Source organism: bacterium (assembly GCA_036382775.1).
In the GTDB taxonomy this organism is placed as follows: Bacteria; Hydrothermota; Tepidihabitantia; order SM23-42; family JAOAFX01; genus DASVHD01.
The window spans coordinates 39,345-65,472 of the sequence record DASVHD010000041.1 but is presented as its reverse complement, the minus strand read 5'-3'; the positions used below and the strand labels follow the sequence as shown (position 1 = coordinate 65,472).

Here is a 26,128-nt window from a genome sequence, read left to right as displayed (position 1 = left end):
TTCAGCCTTGATGAAATCATCGATAGCTCACGTGATACTCCATTCGTCTGAATTTGCTTATCCTTATTTTTTCCAGAACGGCGGATCGCTTGAAGATTTTAACCGCGTGGTGGTTGCTCAGCACGAAGGATTCACTGCCCAACTCGCCAGGGCGACCGTGGTGTCGGGTTTTAATGCGATCGTCTATTTTTTCTCGCAGTACGCTAAAAGGCCTGCTATGTTCACGCATAAATATGGTTATGTCATGAAGTGCCTGCCCGTGACATTTATCAAAGGAAAGATCGGTTGGGAATACAGCCTGGCGCTCTGTGCAATGATAAAAAAGGATAAGCCCGATCTGGTGCATATCCACGGCTATAACTTCAACGATCGGATCCCCGATATGTATGATTTATTGGCTTTTTATCTCAAAAGCCTGCATATTCCCTTTGTCGCCCATTTCCATGGTTCAAAGCTTGACCGCCAGCACGCCGGTCGTCATTTGATAAAAAAAATCGCCATACAGAGCGCCGCTTGGATTGTAAGTTGCAATCAGGATGAAGTTGAGCGGTTGACCAACCCGGCGCATCCCGGTTATTATAGGTTCATCAAAGTCGATCCACGCCGGGTGGAGAAAGTGGAGAATCCTTTAGATCTAAAAATTTTCCGACCCATGCCCAAACAAGAATGCGCCACACGCCTTGGCTATGATGCAACCAAACGTTTCATGCTTACGATCTGCCGGATTGAAGAGTTTAAAGGTATCCAGGATATCATATCTGTTCTGCCCGATCTCGCTGAAGATATCGCACTGGTAGTCGTCGGTGAAGGAGGGTTCATGAATACCCTGCAGGAACAGGCTTCAAGGCTCGGTCTGTCCGACCGCGTGATCTTTACCGGTTTTATACCTCATGACCGGCTCCCGTTGTATTTTGGTGTTTCCGAGCTGTTCGTTCTGCCATCCCGCTACGAGGGTTTGCCTGCAGTCATCCAGGAAGCTCTGAGCTGTAAAAAAGTCGTGATCGCTTCAAACGTGGGAGGGATTCATGAACTACTTTCGGACGGTGTCGGCATAATGGTGCCGCCGTCGGATCCCGCCGTGCTGCACAGGGCTCTGCTTCAAGCGTTAAATCATGAATTCCGGGCAAACTGGGCGCTCGCTGAAAAGCGCATGCAGGTGTGTGAGCTTGCAGCCGTGGCCGGTAAATTGAAAAAAGTCTATTCAAAGGTACTCTTCGATAGCAACTGATATCTCCGGTGATGAAGAACCTCAAGAACTATTCCATTATCCTGGCTGCGGCCATGGGCATGATTGTGGGTGTCATATATGTCGCTCCCAATCTTGTCTACCGGATTGAAATGGGTAAAGAGTACCGGGGTATCGCGCTTACAAATGCACAGGATGAGTGGAGCTACCTCGGAATGATCCGCGAGGTAATGGATGGCAACTTTTCGCTAAAAAACTGGTATTTTTGGGAACAAAAACAGCCGGGTGAGCCTGCATCCTACATGAGTTCCCAGTTCTTGCCCTACTGGCTCGTCGGCATACCGGCTGAGATTCTGTCAATACCCATGGATATTCTGGTTATAATCATTAAATTTCTGTTCCCGGCGCTGCTTTTTATTTTCATATACATTCTGGTATTAAATCTGGTAAGGGATCGTGCGACAGCCGTTCTCGGCGCCCTCGCCGCCCTTCTTATGCCGGTGATCTGGACCAGGGATTTTGTGATCTTCAATTGGTCCGTTTATTGGGATTTCCATCTGGTCTTCTTACGGCCCGGGATACAGGTGGCGGCGCTTTTCTGGGCGCTTTCCCTGGTTTTTTGGGTCATTTCAATCAAGAACAACAAAGCATGGGCCGCGATTCTGGGAGCATTTAGTCTCAGCGCGACCGTATACAGTTATTTGTTCTACTGGACTTATCTTTATGCTGCTCTGACCGTTTTTGCCTTGGTCGCGGTGGTATTTAAAAATCGCGTCTGGTTAAGGCATACTCTGATCATGCTTCTCGGTTCGGCGGTGCTATCGGCATATGCTTGGGTCCGGTTGATCCAGACAGCCGGCCAGTCCAACATCTGGACGAGCCATACTTTCGGGGTGGCTTTGCCTCATGCTCCGGCGATCACGTTGTTCCAGGTTCTTGTTGTTATAGTGATATTCGCCTGTTTCTGGTTTTACCGGAAAGGGTGGTTTGGTAAAACGGAATTCGCCGTTCTGACCGCACTGGCAACAGCCCACATTATCTGCATGAATCAACAAGTGATCACCGGTATCAGCCTCGAGTTGCACCATTTCGAGATTTTCGTTGCCCCCGTGATTTTCACCATAATCATCGCGGTCGTTTTCTCCCGTCTGAATAACGACGATTTCAAAGCCTATGTGAAGGAAAGGTGCAAACGTTTGTCGTCGGCGGGTAATAAGAGATATTATATCTATCTCGCCGCGATAGTGCTGATCGCCTTGACTGCCGGCGCAATCCTTGTCCTGCGCTTTCCAGCGCCGGGAACCGGTGGCATTCTCGGCAAAGCCGGTCGTCTTGCATGGATGATCGACAAAAAATTAATAACCTGGGTGATCGGTTTAGCAGTGCTCGGTTTGGGGATTTCTAAAGGCCGAAGGAGGCAGTTACGTTATTCTCTAGGCCTGTCGGCGGTATTGATTATAGGATTGCTGACCCAGATCTCAAGCTATGCGGGTACAAGAAAAGGATTTGCCACGGTCATGCAGGATTATGGTCCGGCGTTTGCCTGGTTGAACGGTTATGCGGCAGGAGAAAGCGTCGTGCTCTGTAATCCCCTGACCGCTGATTTTACCGTTGTTTATACGCATAACAACGTGTATTTTGCGGACTACGCAATGTTTACACGACCGGAGATCTTCCATGACCGGGCACTGCGGCTCTTCGGTTTTATCGGATTGAGCCCTGACCGCTTGCGGTCGGCGCTGAAAGCAAACTCGGCAGACTACAGCGAAGAGGTAAAATCGATCTTGTTCTATTGGCGGCCGTACGGTGAGAAGAACAGGGTTATGATGGACCGCGATAGGTTTCTTAAATGCTATACGGACGATGATATCGACTCGGTGCTGACCCGGTACCGGGAACTGCAATGCGAGGACGTGCGTTCCATGTTAAAAAAATACCGCGTGGATTACCTGGTCTACGGCCCCATTGAAGGTAGCGGCGACAGTGCTCTCGGTTTTTGGAAATTCCAGCGGAAGATCAGCGAACTCGCTTTTTTCAGGAATGTGTTCAATGACGGGCAGGTCATGATCTACGCGGTCGAATGACCCATCGAGGTGGCAATGAAAACAGCTGGATTTTCAGGCAAAGATGTGCTAGTAACCGGTGGTCTTGGTTTTATCGGCAGCAATCTTTCGATCAGGCTTGTTGAACTCGGCGCACGGGTCACGATCATCGATAACATGCTGCCGGAACACGGCGGCAATCTGTTCAACATCGAGCCGATAAAGGATAAGGTGAACATCAATTTTGGCGATATCTTGAGCGAGAGCGTCATGAATTACCTCGTTCAGGGGAAGGACCTGGTCTTTCACCTGGCGGGCCAGGTTTCGCACGTATTAAGCCTGTCCAATCCCTATCCCGATATTGACATCAACATCAAGGGCACCGCTATCCTTATGGAAGCGCTGAAAAAACATAACCAGCACGCAACCGTGGTTTATACCGGGACAAGAGGGGTTTATGGTTCATCCGTGCGGTTGCCGGTCGATGAGAACGCGCCGACCTACCCCAAGGGCATCCATGAAATCGCCAATCTGACCGCGGAAAAGATTGTGAAAGTGTACAATGATATTCACGGCATCAAGTCAGTGCTTTTGCGGTTGACCAACATATACGGACCGAGGGCGCAGATGAAACATTCACATTACGGCGTTGTCAACTGGTTCATCCGCCAGGCGATCGATGGCGAGGCACTGAAGGTTTTTGGCGACGGCAAGATCGTGAGAGATTTCCTGTACGTGGACGATTGCGTGGATGCGATCCTGGCGTGCGCTGCAAGCGAGAAGGGATTTGGCGAAGTGCTGAATGTCGGCATTGACAAGCCGACAAGTTTTCTGGAGTTGATCAAAACTATCGTTGAGATCGCCGGCAAAGGCAGCTGGGAATTCGCTCCCTATTCGCCGGAAAGAAAAGCGCAGGAACCGGGAGATTTTTATTCGGACATTGAAAAAATAAGGAAGATCGCGGGCTGGAAACCCAGCACATCGCTAAGGGATGGAATAACAAGAACGCTCGCGTATTATCGGCAGTATAAAGAATTCTACTGGTAAACCATGATCCATCCAACCGTTATGATTCATAAAAAAGCCCTTGTGGAGAACGAGTCGATCGGCGAGGGCACGAGGATCTGGGCGTTCGCTCACATTCTTAAAGGCGCGGTCATCGGCAGCAACTGCAATGTATGCGATCATACTTTCATCGAGTCCGACGTGATCATCGGCAATAATGCTACCATTAAAAGCGGCGTGTATCTCTGGAACGGCGTCAGGATCGAAGACAACGTTTTTGTCGGACCGTGCGTCGCATTCACGAACGATCTTCGTCCCCGGAGCAAAGCCTATCCCGAAAAATTCGTTCCCACGCTGATCAAACAGGGCGCCAGCATCGGCGCCAACTGCACGGTCTTATGCGGGATAACGATCGGCAAGTACGCGTTGATCGGCGCCGGCGCGGTCATCACCCGCGATATCCCCGACTATGCCCTGGCTTACGGTAATCCGGCAAAGGTGCATGGTTATGTCTGTATGTGCTCGAAAAAGATCACCTTCGAAAAACCGATGGCAAAATGCGTGTGCGGAATGGTGTATATCAAGAAGAACGGCATTGTCCAGGGCGTCTCATGAAAAAAATCTTGTTTAATGATCTGCAGAAGCAGTACCGGGCGATAAAACCGGAGATCGACCGAGCCGTTGCGAAGGTGCTGACCAGCGGCCGGTTCATTTTAGGTAAAGAGGTTGCTGGTTTTGAAAAAGGATTCGCCCGGTATATCGGGACCGAATACGCCGTTGGTGTCGCATCCGGAACAGAAGCTTTGGCTCTCGCGCTCATGGCATGCGGCGTCGGTCGGGGAGATGAGGTCATTACGGTGCCTAATACCGCCATGCCTACGGTTTCTGCGATCTCCATGGTCGATGCAAGGCCCGTTTTTGTCGACATCGATGAGAGAACGTACCTGATGGATGCGGATAAGATAGCAAAAGCGGCAACTTCGAGAACCAGGGCCATTATTCCGGTGCATTTATATGGTCAGACGACCCGGATGGATGTGATCAACAGAATTGCCCGCGCGCGCGGTCTTTTTGTGATCGAAGACGCCTGTCAAGCGCATGGCAGCGAATTCCTGGGTAGAAAGGCTGGTGCCTGGGGTGATATGGGCTGTTTTAGCTTCTATCCAACAAAAAACTTGGGATGTTACGGCGATGGCGGCATGATAACTACCAATGACCGCGGATTGTATAAGAGACTGATGATGCTGAGGAACTACGGGCAGCGCGATCGGTACCGGCATGAGATTCAAGGCATTAACAGCCGGCTCGATGAGCTGCAGGCGGCCGTCCTGCGCGTGAAGCTCAAACGCCTTGATGCCTGGAACGAGAGGCGGAGAAAGAACGCCGACGTTTACGACCGTATGCTCTCCGATGACCGCTGCATCAAACCTTTTGAAAGCCCCGATGGCAGACATGGGTATCATCTATATGTAGTTCGCGTGAAAAAGAGGGAATGGCTGCAGGTCGCATTGCGCCAGCACGGCGTTGATACGTTGATCCATTATCCGATCCCGGTGCACCTGCAAAAAGCATATCAATGGCTGGGTTATAAGCGTCAGGATTTTCCGGTAACTGAAAGATGCGCACAAGAGATCCTTTCACTGCCCATGTCTCCCGAGCTGACGGCTCGGGAGATCGAGTACATCGCGGAGAATATAAATTCACTGCAAAGGACCAGATTTGAAAAAAGACAATAGGCCTTTTATATCCGTGATCGTCCCCGTGTTTTACAATGCGGGCACTTTGCGGACGCTGCTGTCGCGTTTGGATAAGGTTGCAGACGGATTTCCCAAAGCCATATTCGAATTCATTTTCGTTGAGGACGGTTCGGGTGACGACTCGTATAAAGTTCTGTCCGAGATGGCGGAGAAGGACAAACGTGTCAGGATCGTGAAACTATCGAGGAATTTCGGTTCGTTCTCCGCGATCCTGGCGGGGTTATGCTGCGCGCGCGGGGAGTGTGCAGTTACGATTTCCGCCGATCTTCAGGATCCGCCGGAATTGATCCCCGAATTGGTGGAAAAATGGCTGACCGGCAGCAAGGTAGTCCTCGCAATAAGAAGAAAACGCGAAGAGCCATGGTTCATAAAGCTTCCGGCCCGACTGTATTATACCTTAATAAGGGCTTTCGCTATTGCCGACATGCCCATCGGCGGATTTGACTTTGTGTTGTTGGACCGCGCGGTGATTGAGGTCATAAAAAAGATGGACGAGAAGAACACATCGTTGATGGGGTTGATCCTCTGGACCGGTTTCAACCGGAGCGTGATCCATTATGACCGTCAGAAAAGACCGGCCGATAGATCGCGCTGGACGTTTACAAAAAAGATGAAGTATTTCATCGATTCTTTTGTCGCTTTTTCCTATTTCCCGATCCGTTTCTGTTCCGCGCTCGGGTTGATAATAGCGTTATTCGGGCTCGCTGGCATCTGCTTTGTCGTCATAAGAAAGATGCTCTATGGTTATGCGATCGTCGGATGGGCGTCGTTGATGACCATCGTCCTGCTTCTGGGCGGGGTTCAACTGGTCATTTTGGGGGTGATCGGCGAATATATCTGGCGGACCCTGGATGCTTCCCGCAATCGTCCCCAGTTCATCATCGATGAGATCATCGAACGCGATAATGGGCCGAGGTCGTGAAATAATTCCGGATCGAAAAGCGTGAAGATCATAAAAAGAAATATCGTCGACCGGTCGTCCGAAATCGGCGAAATAAAGTCGTTTTTGAACGCGAATTTCAGCACGATCTTTCATGAACCTGAATTCAACCAAATTGTCGAAAAGAATTTCAGGACTCGATGTTATTACCTTTGTGCATATAATGATAACGGCAAGCTGGTAGCCTTGTGCCCGTGCCATTCAAAAAAAAACGGCTTCACTATTTTCACGCAGTCCAATCCAACGAAGTTTGAAATACCTTATGGTGGATGGGTGTATGACCGGGAGGAGACGAGAATCAAAGAACTCATGTCTGCCATGCAACCGGCTGCAAACGAAGGGATAGTATATTGGTCTATGCCCCAAATCGAACATGATGATTATTCGGAAATGGAGAAAAAGAACAGGTTCCAGACCGCGGTCATCGATCTCGATCAAAGCGAAGATGATATCTGGAATAATTCCATCAATTCAAAGAGAAGGAATATGATCAGGAAAGCAGAGAAAAACAAGGTTACGGTAGAGATGATAGACCATGCACGGTTCGGGGAATATTATAACATGATGATCGAAACCTACGGCGCGGCCGAGTTGATGCTCAAACCCATTGAATATTATGTCAATGTACTGAAGACCTATATCGGGGCGAATAAGGCATCCGTGTTCCTGGCCAAGGTCGGAGCCAATTTCGTCTCTGGATTGGTCGCCTTGAGGAATAAATTCGCCTGTCATTACTGGCTTGGGGCAAGCAGAAAAAACGTTGATAATCTGGGCCAGGGTGAGCTTCTGCAATGGGCAGCGATAAAATGGGCGAAAGAAAACCGTTCACGTTTCTACGATCTATGCGTGCTGGAGCCGGAGCGGCTTCCCAATATTGCCCGCTTCAAATCCGGTTTTTCTGACCGGGTGGTTCCTTTCTACTGTATATCCAAAAAAGGCGCAGGATACCGCCTGCTGAACCGGCTCGCCGGGGATCGATGATGAGCGATATATCGCTGACTGGAGAATACAAATGAGCTCGAAGGCCCGTATCACCTTATCTACGTTCAAAAGGTTTTGCCGCTCAGCCGTTGCTCTATCATTCGATTACGAGACTTCGGCTCCCTACGGGAACATCGCCAATTTCAGCAGCCGGGTTCGCGGCAGAATATACGCTATCACGAATAAAGTGTTCCATCGTCAAAGAGACCTTTCATTTTATTACGGCATGGGCTATGCAATGCGAAAAGGTACGGAGAAAATAATCAAGATATTTAATAAATACGGAATCCATGCTACGTGGTTTGCCAATGGGCACGCGTTATTAAAAGATAATAATGATGGGAAAGCTTATCGTATCAATCAAATCCTGCCGTATGCCATTTATGAGGCGGGTTTTACTGATATCGTCACCTGGCGAAAAAACCGTCCCACGTTTTTTTATGCACCAAACAGCGATTATAAAAAATTCCCTTACTGGTATTTTGGAGATCAAGCGGAAATTTTGAAAGAAATGGGCGAGGATATTCAATGCCACACATTTTCCCATCCATATATAGTTTTGGAAGAACATAAAAACGTAGCAATTGATCTTGAAGATTGGCAAAACGCAGCGGTAAAGAACGGTTTTAAAAGGGCGAATATATTGTCGCTTCCGTTTTGCGGCGATGCTTACCGAAATTATTATGATTTGAACTTACTCACCGCGCTCGGTAAAGAAATCGCCGGCCAGAAATACGATCTGGTCTATTTGCCGAATGATATTATTAATATCATGATGAGCAATGGGTTCGATCTGATCACAAGATGCGGCAGTAAAATCGGTAAGATCAAGAATTTTTCCAAATATAACGATTCGGAATTATACTACATGTCGGACATAAATTTTTATGATTGTTTTGATGTGCTTGGTTCGCTAAGCGGGACGTTGAAAAAGATCGTAGAGAATAAGTCGGCAGTCAATATCTGGTTGCATCCATCTGATATCTTGGCAAAAAATAATATCGGCAATTTTGAAGCGCTCATTCAGTCTTTGATTAATCGAAGCAATGGGGGTGAGATCTGGCTGGCGACGATCTCGCAGATCTGGGATCATTTCAAGAAGGTAAAAGCATGTGATCTGAACGTCACCGTGCGCAATGGGAAAGATTATGATGTGGTGGTTGTCAATAAGACGGCATCGGTCATTGTTGATCTGGGTCTTGATATTTACCCGCCGGACGTGTTGTTAGTGTCTGAACACGATAACCTCGAACAAAAAGAAGGAAGGATTTCGATCAAAAGACTGCATCCCGATGTTCCCTTTAAATTAACCGGTCAATTGAGGAGGTAGGCATGGACAGCCTCACGCTGAAGCAATTAAAGCAGATCCCGTGGAATACCAGATATGTGTCCGGTCCCGATATTCCTCCCGAACCTCCCCTGGCTGATATCGCAAGACTTGTCGGGATCCCCTTTATGAAAAGACCCGTGAAGTACGCACTATTTTACTCGTGGTCCGAAGCGATAAAAAGCGTTGGCGTAGAACCGGCGCGGGTACTTGACGCGGCATGCGGAAGAGGGATCATTTCTCAGATTCTGTTATTCAAAGGGCATAAAGTATCGGCATGCGATATCCTGGATTGTTTTTCCGCGGATAAACGGATAGATTTCAAGCGGGTCGATCTAAACCATGAATTTCCTTACGAAGACGATTCATTCGACGTCGTAATAAACAGCGAAGGGTTGGAATGTCTTGAGGGTTCCGAACACTTCATTAAAGAAACCGCGAGGGTATTGAAGAACGGCGGGCGATTGATCCTTTCCATACCATATATCCATAGTCTGGTCAGCCGGTTTAATTTCCTGAGATCCGGGTTGCTGGCCGGCTATGATGCTGCTCTACTCGATCGGCAGAATATTCTGTATCTGCCTTTTCTGAAAGAATTTTTCAAAGTTGTCGGTTTTCATATAATGGTCATCAAAGGAAATGTTCCACAGCTGACCCTTAAATCAAAGGTTTTCAATGCCGTTTTCGGAGATCTGATGTTCGATACGAATAATCCGGTCCTCAGGTTCTCTCATTCACTGATCATTACGGCATCGATCGCCAAGCATTAGGATAAAGGAGGCTGAAATGACTTTTATTTCACGAAGATCATTCCTGTTTTTCTTCGGCCTGGCATCGGTTGTCTTCGGACAATCGGATTCCGCAAGATATCTATGGAATTCCGGCGGTTATCAATCCGGTGATAAATTCTTTAGAAGCGATGTCTGCGATACGATGTTCCTGGGAACGCGGCAGATAATGGGGATATACGATGGCGATTCGAGCGTCGTTTTCCCGCGCAAGAGCATTGACGCTTATGACGATTCGGGAGGGATAAAGATCGAGACTAGATCGTCGACCATGTACTGGCATTTCCCAAAATGCTGGGAAGGCGGTGCGGACAGCACGGCGTACGTGTCCCTGGGGATAGCCCCGGATGAATTTCAGATTTCCATGGAGGGTACGTCCGCTTACAATAAGGACATAAATTTTTATTCCCGGCGGGCCATTAACCTGGGATTGAAGATGCCCGGCGACCAAAGCGGTGATTATATGGTTCAATTCAGAGAACAGTTCAACTGCGGCCTGCCCAGTATGTTCGAAAGATTTCCTTTCCGACTGCACGGCGACCGGTGTGGCTACGGATACGGACTGACCAAATTTTTGGAATTAAATCCAAACTATGCCAACATGGGTTATTATTGCGACTCAGTTATTATCCTTAATATACAGTTCGACACTCTTTTTGGTGCTTACGGAGCGCCGGGAAGCGGATACGGTAAATTCGTCAGGGGACAGGTTCTGGATACGGTTAAATTTGATATTGACCGCACCGGTGCATACACGATCCACAACGGCACCGAGATCCGGCTCAAGGCGATCCAGACGGAAAGTCTGTACGTCAAATATATCGTAGCTCAAGGTGACCGGTTCGCGGATATGGTCTACATAGACCGGCCCAGCGCGTTTCGTGTTGCTTACTATGTTCCGGGGATAACCGCCGAATATGGATGTCTGCTCACGCTGCAGGGAGACGACGATGAATTCATTATTTTGAAGGGATTGTGCAAGACCGACAGCCTCGTGATAAGAGGCAGTGGTGGTTATGCAGGTTACATCGAATATCTGTTGTGCAAAAAGGCTTATCAGAAGATCTGGCCAGGACCCGAAGAATACAAGGCGATCGGTCGTCGCAGATTTTTCAACCTTGAAGTACTGCCAAGTATAACCACCGGCACTACGAAACTGCGATATACGGTCCCGGAACATCGACATATCAAGCTCGCGCTCTATGATGTTGCCGGGAGGGAAGCAGCTTTAATCGTTGATGGCGCGGTCGAGGCGGGGCAATATTCATTCGATCTTGACCTGTCCAGGTTCAGCCAGGGTCTCTATTTTCTCAAGCTAGAGGTCGATGCCGAGATCATTAATGAAAAGGTCGTTGTCGTAAGATAATGCGAAAAAACCGCTGGATCACGCATGGAAATCGCAGCGATCGGTAGTTGTTGTTGAAAGACAGAATTAAAGCAGCGGTGATCAATGCCCGAACAAAAAGTGTTATGGTCCAGTGGCCAAGCGAAAGGAAGTGATCATGGGTAAAATCCTGGTAACCGGTGCCAGTGGATTTGTCGGTTCTCATCTGACCGAGGAACTGGTATCAAAAGGTCATAAGGTCAAAGCATTCATTCATTATAATTCCCGTAATAGCCTGGGCAATCTGACCGATTCCCCATTACAGAATGATGTCGAATTTTATGCGGGCGATGTCAGGGATTTTGATTCCGTGTACAAAGCAATGCACGATTGCAATATGGTCTTCCACCTTGCGGCGTTGATTGGCATCCCATATTCTTATGTTTCCCCGCTGGCATACATCCGTACCAATATCGAAGGGACATACAATGTTCTGGAATGCGCACGGAGCCTGCGTACGAATGATGTTGTAATCGTTTCGACGAGTGAAACCTATGGGACGGCGCAATATATACCAATGGATGAAAAACATCCTGTCGTCCCTCAATCCCCTTATGCTGCGACCAAAAGTGCGGCTGAACAGCTGGCGCTGACTTACTACAAAAGTTTTGGTGTCGGAGTGAAGATCGCAAAACCGTTCAATGTCTATGGACCGCGTCAGTCAGCGCGGGCGATAATCCCGGTGATCATTACCCAGGCGCTCACCAGCGATCGGATATATTTAGGTGCTTTGCCACCGACGCGGGATTTCACTTATGTTACTGACGTAATCGATGGGTTCTTCAAGATCGCGCATTCTCGGGCTTGCGACGGTGTCGTGACCAATCTGGGAAGCGGGTTTGAGATCTCAATCGGAGAGCTGACAAAGAAGATCCTTACTTTAATGGATAAAGACCTGGAAGTGGTGGTAGATCCCGGGCGCGTACGGCCCCAGGAAAGTGAGGTGGAAAGGTTGTGCGCGGACATCAGCCAGGCAAAAAAACTCATCAGCTGGAATCCCGGAGTATCATTCGCTGACGGCCTGCGCACGACTATCGACTGGATTGGCTCTCATCTTGATCGGTATCGTCTCGGCATCTATAATATCTGACGACCATGAGAGCAGTTATCCTGGCTGGTGGAAAGGGGAGCCGTCTAGCGCCCTATACGACTATTTTACCCAAACCCCTGATGCCCGTGGGTGAAAAATCCATACTGGAGATCGTGATCAGGCAGCTCAAGCACTATGGTTTCAGGAAAATCACTTTAGCGATCGGATACCAAGGAGAACTGATAAGAACTCTGTTCCAGGATGGAAAGAGCCTGGGTGTCGCGATCGAATATTCGGAAGAACTGGCGCCATTAGGAACCGCCGCGCCTTTACTATTGATCGAGAACCTGCCGGATACGTTTCTGGTCATGAACGGCGATATCTTAACCGATCTGGACTACAGCGCTTTCATTGAATTTCACAAGCAAAACAAGGCCACGGCGACGATCGGTCTGTGTCAGAAGAAACAAGAGGTTGACCTGGGCATCATTGAAGCGGATGAAGAAGGCCGGGTCAGCAATTACATCGAAAAGCCGTCGATGACATATGAAGTAAGCATGGGGATATATATGTTTGAAATTGAGGTACTGAAGTACCTGAAGAAGGGGCTAAGACTTGATATGCCTGACTTGATCAAGCTGCTGGTCCGGGGCAATCACAGGGTGCTGGGCTATCGGCATACCGGCTACTGGCATGATATCGGACGAATCGAGGATTTCAATGCCGCCACCGAGCTTTTCAATAGAGATCCATCCAAGTTTTTGCTCTAAAATGAACCGTTAAAAATTATGACACGGGTGTTGATCAGTGGTGTGAGCGGTTTTACCGGGGTTCATCTTGCCCGATATCTTAAAACGATGGGATTGGAAATTCATGGTTTGGACACGGTGCTGCCAAAAACTGTTGATCACGGCCGAGTGGAAAATTTGGATCTGTTTTACTCTGGCGATGTAAGGGATAAAAAGTTCATCCAAGAAATCATTCGAACAGTAAGGCCGGACTATCTGTTTCATCTGGCTGGTCTGATCGGAAGCGATAATTTTGAGGAATTGCTTGATGTCAATGTTCAGGGAACAAAGAACATCCTGGACGCAGTTCAGGGGTTGACGACCAGGGTCCTGAGCCCCGGCTCGGCTGCTGAGTATGGCGTTGTTGCCGTTGAAAAGCAGCCGGTTAACGAAGAAATGACGCTGCGCCCCGTGTCGTTCTACGGCATAAGCAAGGTGTGCCAGACATTAATTTGCCGCAGATATCATTTTATTCATGATTGTCAGGTTTATATTGCGCGATCCTTCAACATAATCGGCCCTGGCGCACCAGCTCGTCTTGTGTGTTCTTCGCTCGCCCGCCAGGTAGCTGCGATAAATAAAAAAGAACAAGATCCCGTGATCCGTATTAAAAATCAGGATAGTATCCGGGACTTTGTCGACATAAGGGATGTCGTTAAAGCATACTGGGCGATCGTGAGCACCGGGACCGTGGGAGAGATCTATAATGTTTGCTGCAGCAAAGGAACTCCGATCCGGGATATAGTTGATGCTTTTCGCAATATGGTCAATATGAAAGTTGATGTCAAGCTGGATCAAGGCGGTACGGGTAAAACGGCTGTTCCTATGAGCGTCGGTGATAACCGTAAAATCACGACCGCGACTAGCTGGCGGCCCGAAATTTCACTCGCCAATTCCCTGGGCAGTATGGTGGATTTTTATATGTCAATGTCGTAAAAGCATTACCATGAAAATACTCGCCTGGACCAGGGGCCATTTTGATGTGACATTTGAACTGATAAATCATCTTGCGTCAGGCAATGACATCACCCTGGTAATCCAGACCGAGAAATGGGTGTGCGGCAAGACCGAAAGCGTGCTGGAGCTGAATATTCTGCAACAACCGGGCGTTTTTTCCAGAACTGACGCGCAGTTTAAACTGATCGCTGGGGAAAGAATCCGATCGCTGCTCGACGCAAAGGTCCAGGTATATATAATCAATTACCCGTCGATCCGGATAAAAAATCCGCAAAATCTTCAGTTAATCCCTAAGATAATCCGTATGATTAACAGTCTAGATCCCGATGTCATTCATGTTCATGGCGTTAATCTGCATTTCTTATTCCTCCTGCCGTTTTTGGGAAAATACAAAAAAATATTTACCGTTCATGATTATATTCCCCATAGCGGGGAAGAAGCCTGGCAATGCACTTTTTTTAATCGCCTTATTGCCAAATTGAGGTATCCGCTAATCACCGGTTGCGCCTATCAAAGCCGGCAATTCGCCCGCTATTATCATATTCCTTTAAACCGATTGGCTGCGATTCCCTTCGGTGCGTTGAATACCTACGCGAAATGGGTTGCCCGTGACGTCGGTGAGGAGGAATCCACGGTTCTTTTTTTCGGTCGCATTTCCCCTTATAAAGGTCTGGAGTACCTTATAAAAGCGGAGCCACTTATTTCTGAGAAAGTGAAAAACCTTAAGGTGATTATCGCGGGAGACGGTGATTTTTTGATTTATGAAAATATGATACGTAACCGCAGCCGTTATGAGATCTATAATCATTATATCACCAATGATCTCGCAGCTAAGTTCTTTCAAAGGGCAAGCTGCGTGGTGCTTCCTTATATCGATGCCACGCAGAGCGGAGTAATAATGACAGCTTATGCCTTTGGTAAGCCGGTCGTTGTCACTGACGTGGGTGGATTGCCCGAGGTTGTTGAACACGGTGAGACCGGCTTTATTGTTCCACCCCGGAACGAGTTTTCACTGGCGCAGGCGATAACCACTGTATTAAAGGATTATGATCTCCGGAAAAAAATGAGGAACAATATAAGATCAAGGGTAGAAAAGGAGTTTTCATGGCGGCAGATCGCCGGGCAGGTTGTTGATGTCTATCAAAAGGCATGGCTCAATCAGAGATCACGCCATGATATCAAAACGGGATAGGTAAGACAAGCCGATAATGGTAACGGAATTCCACCGCGTAGGGGCAAGGGTAAAGCAAAAGGGTTTGCTTCACTATTTTACCCATCCCTGGCTTTTCAGTGCGTATGGTCGATTCCTGGCACGCGAGTTAGGTCAAAGGTGGCGAGTCGCCAAAAATATGATCTATATTCTAGATATGCGGCTGGTTAGTCATCCTGCAGACCGCGATGTGCGGGTGCGTCGCATTACCGCGCCGGAATCGCTGCTGTCTTTTATCCGTGATCGTGAACGGGAAGACCGGGATTGGTCGCAGGGTGCTTATGCGGACGAAATAAAACGGCGGTTCGAAGACGGGGATTGGTGTTTCTGCGTCGAATATAACCGTAAACCTGCTTCCGTGGTCTTTGTAAGCCGGGGACCATGCTATTTGAGTCCCGTCGACTATACGTTGAACATCCCTGACAAGACAGTTGGCTTTTACGATGTTTACACATTGAACGCGTATCGCGGTAAACGCTTGTACGCCGCTGTTTTTCAGGCAGCCGTGAATACATGCGTCGATGAAGGTTACACGTCGGCTTGGATGTGGATCATGCCTGATAATTATGTTTCCTTCAGGACCCATAAAAAACTCGGCATGAGGCACATATTCTGCAGAATAGAGTTCCGCCAGTTATGGGGGTTCCGGAAGCGCCAGATCAATAGTCTGGATCTGGATACAGACGCAATTCTCAAGGATTGCGGAACCAAGTATCGAACTGTTCCGGGTGATCTATGCCATGGTTGAGATCCGGCGTCAACAAGTTCATTCCATCTGTCATAACCCAGCCGATTCCACAGGTAAAAAAGACACTCATGTCACTGGCTAAAGGAGCCGCGATCATCGATGTCGGCGCCGGCGGTCGTAAGATTGCCGATCGCGTGATCTGCATTGATGCGGTAAGTCTGCCTAATACCGATATCGTTGCCGATATCGGTTCGTTACCGTTAAGGAATGACAGTCAGGATTGTGTTTTTTGTACGGGTGTTCTTGAGCATATTGAGAATCCGGGCCCGGCATTAAAGGAATTTCGCCGGATCATGAAGCCCAATGGGATCGTGCATATTGAAGTCCCGTTCCTGCAGCCTTACCATAAGGACCCCCAGGACTACTGGCGATGGACCCTGGAAGGCTTAAGGCTGTTTGCCCGCCAACACGGGTTCAGGGAGATCAGGTCCGGAGCGCTCATCGGACCGGCTTCGGCGATGAATGCGATGATCATCGCTTATTTCCAGAGCTGGTTTCGCAATCGTTATATCCGCAAGCTCATCGATATCCTGCTTTCTTTCATGCTGTTTCCATTTAAATTTTTCGATCTTTTTCTGCTGGATCAAAACCCGGATATTCTATCGGCGGTCTATTATGTCGGGAAAAAATAATTCTAAACTTCGGTTGACTCATCAAGCATTTGTGCTGGGACTTTTCGATACCGGGCTGGCCGTTATCAGAAGCCTGGGTAAATACGGGATACCGGTCACCGGTTTAGATTATGATCCGAAAATGCCCGGTTTTAGATCCCGTTACTGCACTGCCAGGCTTTTCCCCAATCCTATCCATAAGCCCGAAGAGACGCTTGATTTCCTTTTGCACGAAGGAAAGAAGCGCGCCGACCACGGCATCCTTTTGCCCACGACGGATGCCTTTGTCTTATTTGTGTCGCGTTATCGGGATGCCCTGAAAGAATATTTTCGATTCAACCTCCCGGCCAGTGATATTGTCGAGTCCATTGCTGACAAGCGCAGGCAATACGAACTCGCAAAAAAAAGCGACGTGCCCTGTCCTCGGGCCTTTTTCCCGGAGTCGGCAAGCGATGTTGAATTATTCAAGAACAAAATCGATTATCCGGCGATCGTTAAGGGCTGCTATTCATATCAATGGCAGGCGAAGTTTCCGCAGATCAAGGGGTTCAAGGTTCACGATCCTCGCGAACTGGAAAAGAAGATCAAGGAACTCCTGCCTTTCCGAATTAAGGTCTTAGTCCAGTCAATAATACCTGGTGCAAATACCAATCATTACAAGGTGTGCGCTTATATAAATGGACAGGGGAAAACGCTGGCTTTATTTGTCCTGCAGAAGATCCGGCAATATCCGGTTGAATTCGGCGTCGGCACCTGCGTCGAAAGCGTCAGATCCGATGAACTCATCAGGCTGGGCATGCAGTTCTTTGACGATATCGGATACCGGGGGATCGGTTCCATAGAGTTCAAGAAGGACGAACGCGATGGCAAGTTCAAATTGATCGAACTGAACCCAAGGTACTGGCAGCAGAACGACCACGCGTTGGCATGCGGGATCGATTTCCCATTGATCCAATACGCGGACCTGACCGGGCAGGATCCGGTCCCACAACTGCATTACCGGACCGGCGTTAAATGGCTGGACCCGATGTCCGATTTCCAGTCATTTCTGGACCATCGCCGCAACGGACGGTTGTCGTTCGGGAAGTGGCTGAGCTCTCTCCGCGGCACCAGGGCATTTTCATCGTGGTCATTGAACGATCCGGGACCAATGTTAAAGAGCATTGAATACGGGTGGAAGATCATCAAGGCGCCGCTATATATCATGAAAAAGAGCATGAAGAAGGCAGGATTGGAATGAAGTTTAAGAACGCCTTAAAGAGGATAGTCGCGCCGGTATTGATGAGATCTCATGATTGGATCGAATGGCTGAATGATCGGCTTCACATCCTGATCGAATGCGTTCCTGAGTATTCGGAAAAAGAATGGTACCTTACGCTGGGTAGTATCTACCCGGCGTGGCAGGAACGCTGCGATGTGAGATTTTTCAAGAACTTCGCGGTTCGCGACAAGTATCTGCCAGGAGCTGATGTTCTGATCGGCACCTGGTTCTCCGGCGAATTATTGGCACGTTCGCCGAAGTTGAAACTGGTTCAGTTGATTACCACCGGTACCGAGTTTTTGGATGAACTCAACGCCGGCAAAAAGATCATGATCACTACCGCCGCGGGTCTGTCTGCGCGGGGTGTGGCTGAGCACATATTACTGCTGATGCTTGCCCTGGACCGCAGGTTAGACCTGGCGGTCAGGCAGCAGGATCGAAGGCAATGGAAGCAGGACCGCATCCTGCCCGGTATCCGCGGTCTTGGCGGGCGGACGGCAGGTGTCATCGGAATGGGCAACATCGGCCGCGCCGTTGCTTCTGTGTTATCCAGCATGCAGATGACCGTGGTCTATTATGACACGCGGCTTGATGTGAAATGCAATGTCGCTGAGCGGTGCGGCAGCTTGGAAGAACTGCTGACCCGGTCCGACTTTGTCATCCTATGCGTACCTTTGAACGACGCAACCAGCCGGATGATAAACGAGAAAGAGCTCAAGCGGATGAAAAAAAGCGCTTACCTGATAAATATCGGCCGGGGACAGGTCATGGATGAAAAAGCTCTGGTTAATGTCCTGCGTCAAGGAGTGATCGCCGGCGCCGGGATCGACGTCACTGCCGCCGAACCCCTCCATTTTTTCAGCCCCTTGTGGAACTGTCCGAACCTTATCATCACGCCGCACGTCGCCGGCAATATTTTTTCCTTTCGCAAGGCGATAATGACCCGGTTCGTTTCGAACATTAGAGAGTTTATGTCCGGCAGGGTCCTCGAGGGCGAGTGGAATGGTCGCTGATCATCCGTCGAAATGATCATTGATATCCTGGGTATTTTTGATCCCATGAGGCGGCCGGTATCTCTTTCGCCCATTCGATCATGGCTGTTGGCGAGCCGCAAGCTGATCGGCGACGACAGCGGTTGCGAGGAACACGAGTTCGTCTTCGCGGATCTGCAGCTTGCATTCACGTCACGCAGCGATCCGCGGGAATATTGCGCGGATGATGATGATCTCATGGCCCTGGCTATCGGTGAAGTGTATCTGAATGCTGCCGGACGCGGAAAGTCAAATGCCGGGCGTGTAAAATTGAAACCGGCCGATTTGCTGAGTTTGTACCGTGCGACCGGCAAGAACTTCAGCGATCATATAAAGGGCGATTTCCAGTTGATCATCCTGAACAAGCCGCGAAGGGAATTCATCATTTTGAACAGCCGGTTCGGGATCTCGCCGTGCTATTTTTCATGGCAGGATAAAAAGCTTTTATTTTCAAACAACCTGGCGATGATCGCGAAATTTACCGGTAATGACCAGGATATCGATACCCTGGCTCTAGCCGAGTATGCGATCTTCGGCTATCCGTTAGGCGACCTGACTTTTTTCAAAAAGATCAAGCGCTTGCCCCCGGCCGCGCGGCTACAAGTCTCGGAGGATTCATTCACAAGCGGGATCTACTGGAACTGCGCCAGCATGCTGCACCAGCCGTTGTATTCGCATGCCGAAGCGGGCGAGATCGGCGGCAAATTGTTCAAGGATACGGTCAACGCCTGCGCGGCAGAACCGGGGAAAATATGCCTGTCGCTGACCGGCGGCTTTGACAGCCGGACGATCCTCGCGGTACTGGACAAGGACCCGCAGGATCTGCTGTGTTATTCGTTTGGCATTGATCAAAGCCTTAATGTAAAAATACCGCGTCAAATGTGCGCTGAAAATGGCCTGCAATTTCTGCCGGTGTACCTGGAGCATGATTATGAACGCGCCTTTGGCGATTGCGCCGGCCAGGCGGTATTTTTCTCGGATTGTCTGTCGTCCATTGAGCGGGCCAACTATCCTTATGCCTTCAGGAAATTGCGTCCTTTTTCAGGTGTCGTTATATCCGGGATATTTGGAAGCGAGTTGCTGCGGACGTTCCAGAACGTGGCGCTCGGTTATATGGTCAACGATAATTACGTCTTGATCAATTTTGCGCGCGACAAAAAGGAAGCGATCAACGCGGTGATCGACCGCGCCCGTGCCGGTTCATATTTCCATGCTGATAATTTCAAAAACCGCGACGAGCTCGTCGAGCATATACACCAGACATGCCTTGCTGATTATCCGACGCAAGACGATCAGGAACGCTTCTACCTGTTCATGCTTAAAGAAGGCATGAGGAAGTACTTCGGGGCGGAGGTGCATATGGAACGGATATATGCCGAGAACCGGTTTCCTTTTCTGGATGATGAATTCGTGGAGTTCATTTTTAAGTCACCCTTTGCCGGCGTATATACCGACCCGCTCAAGCCTTCGATCAGGCAAAGGTTCGAGTCACAGCATTTCTATGCCCGGCTCATCAAGCGATACAGACCGCAGTTGCTGAAATTCACGACCGACCACGGATACCCGCCGCGGTATTTGCTTTCCCGGGCGGCTTTGTTCAAAATGATGCCGGGTCTGGCCCTGAAAAAGGCAAGACGGATATTTACCAACTACCGGGAATTCAAGATCGAAGAGTGGAGCGCTGACTTTTATCGCGGTCATATATCGCCCTCAGACCTGGTGCTACCTATGTTTTCGAACCGGTTGAAAGCCGATTATACCGATAATAAGTGGTCAGGCGACCGGATGAAATTCGCTCAGGCGGTTTCTCTGTCATTGTATCTGAAGATCCTCAATAGCTTATGAAATCTGTTCATAGGATCGCCGTCCTCACGAACTACCCTTCTGATTTTACCGGTTTCAGCGGCGGAGTGGAAACCGTGACCTCCTATCTCCTGGAGGGACTGGATGGCCACTATCCTGAAATCGAATTCCATATTGTCAGTCTATCAAGAACGATCAAGAGCGATCAGCATCTTGTCAAGAACGGTTTTCGATTTCACTTTCTTGCGGTGTCGGCCAATCCATTGTTGAAACCTCATACGCCGTACAACATCGCCCGGTGCGTACTATTGCTCAAAAAAATAAAGCCGGACCTTGTTCACTGCCAAGACAATGTCGCGCTGGCGCTTGCCGCTGTGATCGGCGGATATCCGAGAATATTCACCGTGCACGGGATCCGCAGGACCGAAGCCAAGCTCTGGATTGGGAACACGTACTGGAGCCACCAGCTGGACAGGGTCATTGAGTGGTTCGTGCACAGAAATTACCGCTATTTTATCGGCGCTTCGCCTTATGTGGCAAACTTGCTTAGCCGTCGGAAGCGGGTTTTCATTTTGCCTAACCCCATTTCCGAACAATTTTTTGCCGGCGATCCGGCAGCCGTTCATGCTGCGAACGAGATCCTGTTCATCGGTGCGATCATCCACCTGAAACAAGTGCATGTTTTGATTGATGCTTATGCCAAATTGAAACGGGAATTTCATGATATCCGGTTGAATGTCTGCGGCCGCAAAGATGACATGGAATATTATCAGAATCTAATGAACGCGATCCACGCGAGCGTTCATGCCCACGTCAGTTTTTTCCATGATCTGCCGTCATCCGGGATCAAAGATCTCCTGGCAACGGCGGCAGTTTTTATATTGCCATCGATCCAGGAAAACAGCCCGATGACGATCGCCGAGGCAATGGCAGCCGGCGTACCCGTGGTCGCCTCTCGTGTGGGTGGCATTCCATACATGATCGAGCACGGCCGGACCGGTCTGCTGTTCAGCGCCGGCGATGCCGATGAACTGGCGGCATGCATAAAGACACTGCTCGTGGATAAGGAACTGGCTGATCGAATACGCAGGAATGCGCGGCAGCACGCAATGGACAACTACCGGTGCCGCGATATCGCCCGCCGGCACATTGCCATTTACCGCGAGATTATGGACCGTGCCCCATGAGGAACAGCAATCCGGTCGTCGCTCATCTCATGCGTCAATATCTCGGGCCTACGGAAACTTTCATCCATTACCAGATGGCGTTTTTAGGAGCGTATCGCCCTTTTGTAATATGCCATAGACTGCGAAACGGTGTCGAGCCGCCGGCTGATTATAATGTGTTCAGCGCCGTCGCTCACACGGCGGGATTTCCAAAAACGTGGGCAAGATTTGCCTACCAGCTGCTGAGGTATCTTCCTGCCGTCGAGATCGGTCTGATGGAAGACGTCATCAATGATGTCAAAGCTAAACTGCTGCATTTCCACTATGCGGTCGATGCCCGGTATTTTCTCGGCCTTAAGAAAAGGATAAGACTTCCATCGCTGGTTTCACTCTACGGTTATGACGTTTCCCTGTTTCCCCGTCTCTATTTTGGATTGGGATTGGATTATCTCAAGCCGATCTTCGTATCGATCGACCGCTTTATCGCGATGTCCAATGATATGAAGAAAGACCTGGTCGCCCTGGGCTGTCCTGAAGACAAGATCATCGTCCATTATTACGGCGTGGAATGCGATCGTTTCGCAAATCCAAAACGGGAATACCGGCAAAAAGATATTTTGAATATTCTTATGTGCGGAACGCTGGAAATAAAAAAGGCGCAGCACCTGGTCCTCGCTGCGCTGCATGAGATCGAAGAACGAAAAGCAGCAAAAGTGCGTTTTCAGATCACCTTTGTCGGCGACGGCCCGATGAGGTCGAACCTGGTGAATATGGTCGAGCGATACGGCTGGCAGAAAAGGGTGAGGTTTTGCGGTCATATTCCTTATGACAGCGATGTGCTGATCGAAGAATTCAGAAATGCCGATATTTTCGCCCTGCCCAGCATAACCGTTAAAGGCGACAAAGAAGGAATACCGGGCACTATCGTAGAAGCCATGGCCGCAGGTCTGCCCGTGATTTCCTCCTATCATGCCGGCATTCCGGAAATAATCGAAAACGGCGTTCATGGGATCTTGGTTCAAGAAAAAGATCACCAAGGACTTATCGATGCGCTGACCGCACTGCTCGAAAACCGGTATCTGCGCGAAAAGATGGGCAAAGCCGCAGCTGGAAAGGCGATCGGCGAGCTCGATGCGAGGAAAAGAATTTTAGATCTTGAACGCATATATGAACAACTACTTGGTTAATGGACGACCATAACAGATATCGATCGATCTACGGATCTGTCCGCTCCCGCCTTCCTTCTTCATTGAGGATGCTGCTGTCTCGGGCCGTTTATCGACTGCGCCGAAGACCGGTTTATCACGTGAACGCAGCCAAGAATGGCATCAGGGATCTGGAATTGGGAACGGTTATTTTTACGGCTGATTTTGAATTGGCGTGGGCGTGGCGGTTTGACCGTGACCCAAAACACAAGATGATCGACCTTTGCAGTGCGGAAAGGGAGAATATTTCCTTGATCCTTGAAAAACTGGAGACCTTAAGGATTCCTATGACCTGGGCAATAGTAGGCCACTTATTCCTGGATCATTGTGAAAAGGTAAATAACAAAGCCCATCGCGAGATGCCCAGACCGAATTTTTTTAAGAATAACTTATGGAGCTTTATGTCCGGCGATTGGTATGATGGCGATCCATGTTCAGACGCTGCGCACGGTCCAGAATGGTATGCTCCGGACTTAATAAAAAGCATTATCAATACCAGGGTTAAGCATGAAATTGCGTGTCATTCCTTTTCGCATATCGGTTTTAAAGAAAATTATTGTCCAGCCGAGCTTGCCCGCGCAGAATTAAAACAGTGTGCCGATATTATGGCGGGATGGGGATTGAAGCCCGTCACTATGGTGTTCCCTGGCGATGAAGCCGGCCACTTTTCTTTGCTGACCGAATACGGATACAAGTGCATGCGGTATTTCCCGGATGATGACGCCGAAATATCCATGCCATTCAGGACGAATCACGGTCTCTGGGCTTTTCCCGTGGCATCAAATATCGTCCCCGACGATGAATGGAATTCGAGATATATCTTATGGCGCCTGAAAAAATGCGTGGATAAAGCGATCAAGAAAAAGGCACTGTGTCACTTCTGGTTTCACCCTTCGATCAGTCAGGAACGGATAGACGAAGTGTTGTTCCCCGTCATGGACTATTGTGCACAGAAAAGAAAAGAAAATAAACTTAAGATCAAAACAATGGCTGGTGTGATGGATTCGCTGGAGAAACAGTGTGCGGGATAGCCGGCATCTATAATTATGCGAATAAAGAGCCGGTGGACCGTGCTTTATTGAAGCGGATGACCGACATTCTCAGCCACCGCGGACCCGATGGCGAAGGTTCCTATTATGATGATAGAAATGGAATCGGTTTCGGTCACCGGCGTCTGGCAATAATTGACCTCGTGACCGGTCAACAGCCCATGAGCGATGAGAACAAGGCGGTGTGGATAACGTACAATGGCGAAATATACAATTACCGGGAGATTAAAAATGATTTGATCTCCAGGGGTTATCGATTCAGGACCGGTTCGGATACCGAGGCATTGGTTCATGCGTACCGGGAATACGGGACCGGCATGCTGGATATGCTGAACGGAATTTTCGCTTTTGCCATTTGGGATTCTTTGAAAAAGGAACTTTTTATGGCGCGCGATCACCTCGGGGTTAAGCCGCTGTATTACCATGACACGGGGAAGAGTCTGGTGTTTGGTTCCGAGATCAAATCCCTGCTCCTGCATCCCGAATACTCAAAAGGTGTGAATACGGACGCCGTGGACCTGCACATCACCTTCCGGCAAACGCCCGCACCGCAGACTTTATTCCAGGGCATTTATAAAATGCCGGCCGGCTCTTTTCTGAAGGTGAATTCTAAAGGTGCCGGAAAGATCAAATACTTCTGGGCTGATGCCCTGCCGATCGATCATGCCAAGAACGAAGGGGATAGGCTGAACGAAATGAACGCCGCCGTCGAAAAAGCCGTGAAACGCCAGATGATGAGCGACGTCCCGATCAGCCTGTCACTGAGCGGCGGCGTGGATTCCAATCTATTGCTGGCGGTCCTCAGCAGGCATTCAAAAACGAAAGTCAATTGTTTTACCATTGGTTTTGCGGACAATGAACAGTATGATGAGATCGCGCTGGCTCGGGCATCGGCTGAATATTTCAACGGCGACCTAAAGACCATGACCTTGAGCCCCCGTGATTATCAGGATATGTTCAATAAGTATATGCGGGATCTGGAAGAACCATTGGGTAACGAGTCGGCGTTGGCCTATTATTTTGTCGCGAAACTGGCCCGGGACAACGGCATAAAAGTGTTGTTGAACGGCCAGGGCGCTGATGAACTGTTCGGCGGTTACCACCGGCATCTGGGCGAGCGGTACCGCCGGATAATGAACATTGCACCACGGTTCCTGACTAAGCCGGCCAGCCGCCTGGTCAGGAACGAAAGGTTAAAGCGCTCGTTGTACACGCTGAGTGAAAATGATGAAATCGACCGGTTTTACCTGATCTACTCGGTTTTTCTTCCGGAAGAGAAAATGAAACTCTATAACAAAGACCTCTGCCGCCGGTTTGCGCTTGACCGGGGAAGAGCGTGCATCGAACCGTTCTTCCGCCGGTTCACGAATCATTCATCATTGGACAAAATGCTTTACATTGACCTCAGGTTCTCCTTGCCCGATAATCTGCTGCTCGCCGAGGACAAAATGGCGATGGCGGCAAGTGTCGAGGCCAGGGTACCGTTCCTGGATATTGAATACGTGAGATTGGCGGAAAAGATCCCGTCAGAATTGAAACTCAGGCGCTTCCAGTTCAAGCATATTCACAAACAGATCGCCCGTCGCTGGCTGCCCGGTTATATCTTGAAAAGAAAAAAGATCGGTTTCACAAATCCCATGAGCGAATGGCTGACTCATGATCTGGAAAAGTATTTTCTGAATTTGATCAGCGGCCGCGATTCTTTCACACGGCAATATTTCAATATCGAGTACGTGAAAAATATATACGACCTGCACAAGCGTGGCAAAAAGGATTACAAGCGCAACCTGTTCCTGCTGTTATCCATGGAACAATGGTACAGGACTTTTTTTAATTGAAATTTTTAAACGAGCGTGGTC

General features: G+C 49.1%; 23 protein-coding genes. All 23 read left to right on the top strand.

Annotated elements, in window-relative coordinates; all coding sequences use genetic code 11:
- Positions 1-10 precede the first annotated feature (10 nt).
- The 23 genes from VF399_10695 (at position 11) to asnB (ending at position 26,107) form a co-directional block, all read left to right on the top strand.
- The gene (locus VF399_10695; protein HEX7320808.1) at positions 11-1,228 is read left to right on the top strand and encodes a glycosyltransferase; all 1,218 of its coding nucleotides are present in this window, start codon (positions 11-13) and stop codon (positions 1,226-1,228) included.
- A gap of 11 nt (positions 1,229-1,239) precedes the next feature.
- Complete coding sequence (locus VF399_10690) at positions 1,240-3,270, top strand: hypothetical protein (protein HEX7320807.1); 2,031 nt, start codon at positions 1,240-1,242, stop codon at positions 3,268-3,270.
- 15 nt (positions 3,271-3,285) lie between these two features.
- Positions 3,286-4,275, top strand: coding sequence for an NAD-dependent epimerase/dehydratase family protein (locus VF399_10685; protein ID HEX7320806.1), 990 nt, complete (start codon positions 3,286-3,288; stop codon positions 4,273-4,275).
- A gap of 21 nt (positions 4,276-4,296) precedes the next feature.
- Positions 4,297-4,848, top strand: coding sequence for an acyltransferase (locus VF399_10680; GenBank protein HEX7320805.1), 552 nt, complete (start codon positions 4,297-4,299; stop codon positions 4,846-4,848).
- Positions 4,845-5,969, top strand: coding sequence for a DegT/DnrJ/EryC1/StrS family aminotransferase (locus VF399_10675; GenBank protein ID HEX7320804.1), 1,125 nt, complete (start codon positions 4,845-4,847; stop codon positions 5,967-5,969). Before VF399_10680 ends, VF399_10675 begins: the two co-directional genes overlap by 4 nt.
- A complete protein-coding gene (locus tag VF399_10670; protein ID HEX7320803.1) occupies positions 5,953-6,912 on the top strand; it encodes a glycosyltransferase family 2 protein in 960 nt (319 codons plus the stop codon). Before VF399_10675 ends, VF399_10670 begins: the two co-directional genes overlap by 17 nt.
- 21 nt (positions 6,913-6,933) lie before the next feature.
- On the top strand, positions 6,934-7,911 hold the full coding sequence (locus VF399_10665; GenBank protein HEX7320802.1) for a GNAT family N-acetyltransferase: 978 nt from the start codon (positions 6,934-6,936) through the stop codon (positions 7,909-7,911).
- Between the two features lie 31 nt (positions 7,912-7,942).
- On the top strand, positions 7,943-9,241 hold the full coding sequence (locus tag VF399_10660) for a polysaccharide deacetylase family protein (protein HEX7320801.1): 1,299 nt from the start codon (positions 7,943-7,945) through the stop codon (positions 9,239-9,241).
- A 2-nt stretch (positions 9,242-9,243) separates the two neighbouring features.
- Positions 9,244-10,008 carry a class I SAM-dependent methyltransferase gene (locus VF399_10655; protein ID HEX7320800.1) on the top strand — a complete coding sequence of 255 codons (765 nt, stop codon included), beginning with the start codon at positions 9,244-9,246 and terminating at the stop codon, positions 10,006-10,008.
- A 16-nt stretch (positions 10,009-10,024) separates the two neighbouring features.
- Positions 10,025-11,392, top strand: a complete 1,368-nt coding sequence (locus VF399_10650) for a T9SS type A sorting domain-containing protein (GenBank protein ID HEX7320799.1) — start codon at positions 10,025-10,027, stop codon at positions 11,390-11,392.
- 136 nt (positions 11,393-11,528) lie between these two features.
- Positions 11,529-12,500, top strand: a complete 972-nt coding sequence (locus tag VF399_10645; GenBank protein ID HEX7320798.1) for a GDP-mannose 4,6-dehydratase — start codon at positions 11,529-11,531, stop codon at positions 12,498-12,500.
- A gap of 5 nt (positions 12,501-12,505) precedes the next feature.
- On the top strand, positions 12,506-13,210 hold the full coding sequence (locus VF399_10640; GenBank protein ID HEX7320797.1) for a sugar phosphate nucleotidyltransferase: 705 nt from the start codon (positions 12,506-12,508) through the stop codon (positions 13,208-13,210).
- Positions 13,211-13,228: 18 nt separating this feature from the next.
- Positions 13,229-14,164: a GDP-mannose 4,6-dehydratase gene (locus VF399_10635; protein HEX7320796.1), complete on the top strand. Its 936-nt coding sequence runs from the start codon at positions 13,229-13,231 to the stop codon at positions 14,162-14,164.
- 10 nt (positions 14,165-14,174) lie between these two features.
- Positions 14,175-15,377, top strand: a complete 1,203-nt coding sequence (locus VF399_10630; GenBank protein ID HEX7320795.1) for a glycosyltransferase family 4 protein — start codon at positions 14,175-14,177, stop codon at positions 15,375-15,377.
- Positions 15,378-15,534: 157 nt separating this feature from the next.
- The gene (locus tag VF399_10625; GenBank protein HEX7320794.1) at positions 15,535-16,143 is read left to right on the top strand and encodes a GNAT family N-acetyltransferase; all 609 of its coding nucleotides are present in this window, start codon (positions 15,535-15,537) and stop codon (positions 16,141-16,143) included.
- The gene (locus tag VF399_10620; GenBank protein ID HEX7320793.1) at positions 16,131-16,775 is read left to right on the top strand and encodes a class I SAM-dependent methyltransferase; all 645 of its coding nucleotides are present in this window, start codon (positions 16,131-16,133) and stop codon (positions 16,773-16,775) included. The genes VF399_10625 and VF399_10620 overlap by 13 nt, the downstream gene beginning before the upstream one ends.
- The gene (locus VF399_10615; GenBank protein HEX7320792.1) at positions 16,759-17,994 is read left to right on the top strand and encodes a hypothetical protein; all 1,236 of its coding nucleotides are present in this window, start codon (positions 16,759-16,761) and stop codon (positions 17,992-17,994) included. The genes VF399_10620 and VF399_10615 overlap by 17 nt, the downstream gene beginning before the upstream one ends.
- On the top strand, positions 17,991-19,028 hold the full coding sequence (locus VF399_10610) for a D-2-hydroxyacid dehydrogenase (GenBank protein ID HEX7320791.1): 1,038 nt from the start codon (positions 17,991-17,993) through the stop codon (positions 19,026-19,028). Before VF399_10615 ends, VF399_10610 begins: the two co-directional genes overlap by 4 nt.
- Before the next feature lie 12 nt (positions 19,029-19,040).
- Positions 19,041-20,891 carry an asparagine synthase-related protein gene (locus tag VF399_10605; protein ID HEX7320790.1) on the top strand — a complete coding sequence of 617 codons (1,851 nt, stop codon included), beginning with the start codon at positions 19,041-19,043 and terminating at the stop codon, positions 20,889-20,891.
- Complete coding sequence (locus tag VF399_10600; GenBank protein HEX7320789.1) at positions 20,888-22,036, top strand: glycosyltransferase family 4 protein; 1,149 nt, start codon at positions 20,888-20,890, stop codon at positions 22,034-22,036. The genes VF399_10605 and VF399_10600 overlap by 4 nt, the downstream gene beginning before the upstream one ends.
- The gene (locus VF399_10595) at positions 22,033-23,202 is read left to right on the top strand and encodes a glycosyltransferase (protein HEX7320788.1); all 1,170 of its coding nucleotides are present in this window, start codon (positions 22,033-22,035) and stop codon (positions 23,200-23,202) included. The genes VF399_10600 and VF399_10595 overlap by 4 nt, the downstream gene beginning before the upstream one ends.
- Positions 23,202-24,251 (top strand): hypothetical protein, encoded by a 1,050-nt coding sequence (locus tag VF399_10590; GenBank protein ID HEX7320787.1) that lies wholly within the window; start codon positions 23,202-23,204, stop codon positions 24,249-24,251. Before VF399_10595 ends, VF399_10590 begins: the two co-directional genes overlap by 1 nt.
- Positions 24,239-26,107, top strand: a complete 1,869-nt coding sequence (asnB, locus tag VF399_10585) for an asparagine synthase (glutamine-hydrolyzing) (protein ID HEX7320786.1) — start codon at positions 24,239-24,241, stop codon at positions 26,105-26,107. Before VF399_10590 ends, asnB begins: the two co-directional genes overlap by 13 nt.
- Positions 26,108-26,128: the final 21 nt, after the last annotated feature.

What these genes read in the sequence shown, in the direction of transcription:
- VF399_10695 (HEX7320808.1), top strand. Translation starts at nt 11, where the DNA reads ATGAAATCATCGATAGCTCACGTGATACTCCATTCGTCTGAATTTGCT.
- VF399_10690 (HEX7320807.1), top strand. Translation starts at nt 1,240, where the DNA reads ATGAAGAACCTCAAGAACTATTCCATTATCCTGGCTGCGGCCATGGGC.
- VF399_10685 (HEX7320806.1), top strand. Translation starts at nt 3,286, where the DNA reads ATGAAAACAGCTGGATTTTCAGGCAAAGATGTGCTAGTAACCGGTGGT.
- VF399_10680 (HEX7320805.1), top strand. Translation starts at nt 4,297, where the DNA reads ATGATTCATAAAAAAGCCCTTGTGGAGAACGAGTCGATCGGCGAGGGC.
- VF399_10675 (HEX7320804.1), top strand. Translation starts at nt 4,845, where the DNA reads ATGAAAAAAATCTTGTTTAATGATCTGCAGAAGCAGTACCGGGCGATA.
- VF399_10660 (HEX7320801.1), top strand. Translation starts at nt 7,943, where the DNA reads ATGAGCTCGAAGGCCCGTATCACCTTATCTACGTTCAAAAGGTTTTGC.
- VF399_10655 (HEX7320800.1), top strand. Translation starts at nt 9,244, where the DNA reads ATGGACAGCCTCACGCTGAAGCAATTAAAGCAGATCCCGTGGAATACC.
- VF399_10650 (HEX7320799.1), top strand. Translation starts at nt 10,025, where the DNA reads ATGACTTTTATTTCACGAAGATCATTCCTGTTTTTCTTCGGCCTGGCA.
- VF399_10645 (HEX7320798.1), top strand. Translation starts at nt 11,529, where the DNA reads ATGGGTAAAATCCTGGTAACCGGTGCCAGTGGATTTGTCGGTTCTCAT.
- VF399_10640 (HEX7320797.1), top strand. Translation starts at nt 12,506, where the DNA reads ATGAGAGCAGTTATCCTGGCTGGTGGAAAGGGGAGCCGTCTAGCGCCC.
- VF399_10635 (HEX7320796.1), top strand. Translation starts at nt 13,229, where the DNA reads ATGACACGGGTGTTGATCAGTGGTGTGAGCGGTTTTACCGGGGTTCAT.
- VF399_10630 (HEX7320795.1), top strand. Translation starts at nt 14,175, where the DNA reads ATGAAAATACTCGCCTGGACCAGGGGCCATTTTGATGTGACATTTGAA.
- VF399_10625 (HEX7320794.1), top strand. Translation starts at nt 15,535, where the DNA reads ATGATCTATATTCTAGATATGCGGCTGGTTAGTCATCCTGCAGACCGC.
- VF399_10620 (HEX7320793.1), top strand. Translation starts at nt 16,131, where the DNA reads ATGCCATGGTTGAGATCCGGCGTCAACAAGTTCATTCCATCTGTCATA.
- VF399_10615 (HEX7320792.1), top strand. Translation starts at nt 16,759, where the DNA reads ATGTCGGGAAAAAATAATTCTAAACTTCGGTTGACTCATCAAGCATTT.
- VF399_10610 (HEX7320791.1), top strand. Translation starts at nt 17,991, where the DNA reads ATGAAGTTTAAGAACGCCTTAAAGAGGATAGTCGCGCCGGTATTGATG.
- VF399_10605 (HEX7320790.1), top strand. Translation starts at nt 19,041, where the DNA reads ATGATCATTGATATCCTGGGTATTTTTGATCCCATGAGGCGGCCGGTA.
- VF399_10600 (HEX7320789.1), top strand. Translation starts at nt 20,888, where the DNA reads ATGAAATCTGTTCATAGGATCGCCGTCCTCACGAACTACCCTTCTGAT.
- VF399_10595 (HEX7320788.1), top strand. Translation starts at nt 22,033, where the DNA reads ATGAGGAACAGCAATCCGGTCGTCGCTCATCTCATGCGTCAATATCTC.
- VF399_10590 (HEX7320787.1), top strand. Translation starts at nt 23,202, where the DNA reads ATGGACGACCATAACAGATATCGATCGATCTACGGATCTGTCCGCTCC.